Annotated in this window: 1 protein-coding gene; it reads right to left on the reverse strand. The window is 46.4% G+C overall.

Annotated features, from left to right (window positions below; all coding sequences use genetic code 11):
* Positions 1 to 390: DUF5977 domain-containing protein (locus IR010_RS20015; protein WP_194606141.1), on the reverse strand; the 390-nt coding region annotated here is incomplete at both ends.

Consider the following 390-nt stretch of genomic DNA (forward strand, 5'->3'; position numbering starts at 1 on the left):
TTAGTAAAACTACTGCTTAAAGGTGCGCTGTAAAAAGTACAATACCCGTTAGCATTGGCATAAGCAAGTCCGTCTGTATTGAATTTAGCCAGTCCATTGCTGTCAGCCTGTGCTTGTGAAACAGTTGACTGCACTGCACCATAAGCCTGACTGTAAGGAACACTTGAGCCTGAACCGCCCGCAGCACAGTTGGTTTTAGTAAAACTACTGCTTAAAGGTGCACTGTAAAAAGTACAATACCCGTTAGCATTGGCATTAGCCAGTCCGTCTGTATTGAATTTAGCCAGCCCATCACTGTTAGCCTGTGCTTGTGAAACAGTTGACTGCACTGCACCATAAGCCTGACTGTAAGGAACACTTGAGCCCGAACCGCCCGCAGCACAGTTGGTT

The organism is Flavobacterium sp. MR2016-29, assembly GCF_015350695.1.
In the GTDB taxonomy this organism is placed as follows: domain Bacteria; phylum Bacteroidota; class Bacteroidia; order Flavobacteriales; family Flavobacteriaceae; genus Flavobacterium.